Origin of the sequence: Nostoc flagelliforme FACHB-838 (assembly GCF_014698065.1) — a bacterium.
Classification (GTDB): domain Bacteria; phylum Cyanobacteriota; class Cyanobacteriia; order Cyanobacteriales; family Nostocaceae; genus Nostoc; species Nostoc flagelliforme_B.
The window spans coordinates 1-2,811 of record NZ_JACJSI010000587.1; the positions used below are offsets into that span (position 1 = coordinate 1).

Annotated in this window: 5 protein-coding genes; 2 read left to right on the top strand and 3 right to left on the bottom strand. The window is 37.9% G+C overall.

Going from position 1 to position 2,811, the window contains the following annotated elements:
- Window positions 1-92 precede the first annotated feature (92 nt).
- The 3 genes from H6G97_RS49220 to H6G97_RS49230 form a co-directional block, all read right to left on the bottom strand.
- On the bottom strand, window positions 93-407 hold the full coding sequence (locus H6G97_RS49220) for a hypothetical protein (protein WP_242056172.1): 315 nt from the start codon (window positions 405-407) through the stop codon (window positions 93-95).
- A gap of 121 nt (window positions 408-528) precedes the next feature.
- Window positions 529-924, bottom strand: a complete 396-nt coding sequence (locus tag H6G97_RS49225) for a hypothetical protein (protein ID WP_190947533.1) — start codon at window positions 922-924, stop codon at window positions 529-531.
- Between the two features lie 9 nt (window positions 925-933).
- On the bottom strand, window positions 934-1,530 hold the full coding sequence (locus tag H6G97_RS49230; RefSeq protein WP_190947534.1) for a hypothetical protein: 597 nt from the start codon (window positions 1,528-1,530) through the stop codon (window positions 934-936).
- A 188-nt stretch (window positions 1,531-1,718) separates the two neighbouring features.
- Here H6G97_RS49230 and H6G97_RS49235 point away from each other — a divergent pair, with 188 nt between their 5' ends.
- On the top strand, window positions 1,719-2,018 hold the full coding sequence (locus H6G97_RS49235; protein WP_199350175.1) for a type II toxin-antitoxin system RelE/ParE family toxin: 300 nt from the start codon (window positions 1,719-1,721) through the stop codon (window positions 2,016-2,018).
- 11 nt (window positions 2,019-2,029) lie between these two features.
- Window positions 2,030-2,329, top strand: coding sequence for a HigA family addiction module antitoxin (locus tag H6G97_RS49240; protein WP_190947535.1), 300 nt, complete (start codon window positions 2,030-2,032; stop codon window positions 2,327-2,329).
- Window positions 2,330-2,811: the final 482 nt, after the last annotated feature.

The window sequence follows — 2,811 nt, forward strand, 5'->3', positions numbered from 1 at the left end:
TTTTTTTCAATTGGTTAATTGTAGAAATCCTAGATACGTTGTTACCCGAACGCGTTCACCGTACTAATCCCAGGGTTGTAAAAAGACCTGTATCAAAGTTTCGTTCTAAAAAAACAAAACACAGAGGTACTGGACAACGAGTCGAAGCTCCGAAATTTAACGTCACTCATAAGCTTTTGAGCCTTAACTGAACCGTATTGTCTAATAATCAGCCGTGGTCTAACGTTACCCTTGGGTGTATAAATGTCTGTGGTCAATAGGGTACAGCATTCACGGATACGGCAAGCACTAAACAGACAGACACCGAACAAAGCGCGATCGCGGTCATTGTCTAAGCCATCGCTGAAAATTAACTGTATCTCTGACTGCGTTAGAACTTTGGCGCGTCCGTGCCGATTGATTTTCATCGCTAGACTATAGAACCTGTGATCCACAGCCTACAACGAATTGGTTCCTAATTGAGTTTTATCGGGTTCCGACAGATTACATAGTAGGTAACTAAAAGCAGTGAGTTCAGAAAATACTAAGTTATTTATTAAACTTCAACTCAAATGTAGTGCCTTTAAGTAAAGAATTTGGATGTGCTTTAACATAAGCTTGGGCAACCTCTTGGAATGCTTCTGCATAACTAAAAGCGGCTGCTAACTGCTCCCAACCTGGAGTACGAGAGAATTTAATTCCTTGCTCTTTAGCTGCTTTTCGACAAACATTATAAGAACCATACTGTTCGATAAGATAAGATTTATCAATTTTATTTAGGACAAAAGGCAATGCTGGAATAGCAGTTAGTTCATTTAGTTCTTGCTTTTTTAGCTCATTAACAGCAACTTGAGCAACTGTGTATATAGCAGCAGCATTCTGTAATTCAAGTGCCTGGTTTTCTTTTAGTTGCTCTAGCAATTGAGTGATTTGTTTCTTGCCCATATTAATTACTTATTCTCTCTCTGCCCTCTGTTGTGAAGCAATATCTGTATTCATTTGTGGTTTATTATCTTGTGTGTCATCAACTGTCCCATAAAGATGCAGTTGAGAAAAGTCTTTATTTAAGATTTTTGGCTCCTCATATTTTTCCTCTCGCCACCACAGCACAATTATTTTTATTGCTTTGACTAGATTGAAAAAACGATCAGGAAAAGACAGATAACCCCATTGAGCTTGAGATGCATTTCCGATATCTGAGACAGAATCAAACGCAGATGAGAGTTTATCTAAATGTCCTGACATTGTTTCAATTTGAAGCTCTAAAGCTGTAATAACCTTTTGATTACCCTCTGCAAGAGATTCTTTATCCTTTTTTAGTTGGCTAATCATCCCTTGTAGATGGTCAAAATCTGTTTTCACCTTAAGAATAGTTTGTTTATGTTCTTCATTCCTTCTGATTAGCTGTGAACGGCTGCGATTGCTAAAAATTAAACAGTCTCGCATCTCTTCATAGAATTTATTTGCTTCAGAAGGATCAAAACTTTCAATTGTTTTAGGAAAGTCTGTAGCTGAACGGAGACGCGCATTTGATTTATCAGAGGTAGCCATAAGCCACTTTAAAACTTTAGCTTAATGAGATTAAAGACATTGTATAAAATTACTCTTCATTCCTCTTAGGGTAAATATACTGATAAAAATATACATAACATCTCCGTACCCTGCATCCATGTATCCCCAGCACTTGATAGTAATTGCGACTAAATAGGTAATATATGTACAGTTGACAGGTGTAACCCTTGGGGTTACGATTTAAAAAAGTGATTAAAACGTTTAAGCATAAAGGACTGAGGAGACTTTTTGAGTTTGATGATAGAAGTGGTATTCAGGCTAAACACGCAGAAAAACTACTAGATATTCTTGATAGACTTGATGCGTCTTCTCAAGTCGAAGATATGAGATACCCAGGTTCTAACCTTCATCAGTTAAAAGGTGATAGAAAAGGTGAATGGTCAGTAACAGTATCCGGAAATTGGCGTGTAACCTTTGAATTTGAAAATGGTGATGCTTACGTTGTTAATTACGAGGATTATCATTAGGGAAAGATAAAATGATAACTAAAAGAAGACCGAGACACCCCGGAGCGTTGATTAAACGTCAATATTTAGAACCTTTAGGGATGACTATTACTGAGCTTGGTAATGTTTTAGGTGTCTCACGTAAAACTGTTTCTGAACTTGTTAATGAGCAAGCTGGAGTTTCTCCACTTATGGCTATTCGTCTAGCAAAAGCTTTTCAAACAAGTCCAGAACTTTGGTTAAATCTTCAGCAAAAGTACGACCTTTGGAACGCTGTACAAGAATCGGAAAATTTAAACGATATATCTCCTGTTAATTTACAAACTTGTTAGCCATCGCTAACCCATTAAAACCCATTACACTCTAAAAGCCGTGTTATTTAGCCCTTAGAAGCGATTTAGCAGGGCTTTAAGTATTTTATATAACCATAAGGGTACTGTAGGGGATTGTGGCGGCGGTAGCGGTACGATCAGCTTTGCTATACCATTAGCACCATTTACAGAAAGCTTGAGAATGGATTTTCTCTATACCCATTGCCCTGAACTATAACCCCATACTTGCTGGATATCCACCCACAGTTGTATAACCCGTTCTAAATCTTTCCATACAATCTGAAAGGTTAAAGAATGTTAAGCATTCGTGACTCCATACCTACATCACCGTTACACCCGGTTGTAGGTTTTTTTTTAATCTCCCACACCCAATACGGTTCGGTTAAGCCCAAAATCAGGTAAGGTGAGGGTTATTCCCTGAATGCACTGATGTTGAATGCAACTCAAAGAATTCTCACTGATCTCACCTGTAGTCGAATCAG

Bases quoted from the DNA above. Each gene is read 5' to 3' on its own strand.
- H6G97_RS49220 (WP_242056172.1), bottom strand. From the start codon at position 407: ATGAAAATCAATCGGCACGGACGCGCCAAAGTTCTAACGCAGTCAGAG.
- H6G97_RS49225 (WP_190947533.1), bottom strand. From the start codon at position 924: ATGGGCAAGAAACAAATCACTCAATTGCTAGAGCAACTAAAAGAAAAC.
- H6G97_RS49230 (WP_190947534.1), bottom strand. From the start codon at position 1,530: ATGGCTACCTCTGATAAATCAAATGCGCGTCTCCGTTCAGCTACAGAC.
- H6G97_RS49240 (WP_190947535.1), top strand. From the start codon at position 2,030: ATGATAACTAAAAGAAGACCGAGACACCCCGGAGCGTTGATTAAACGT.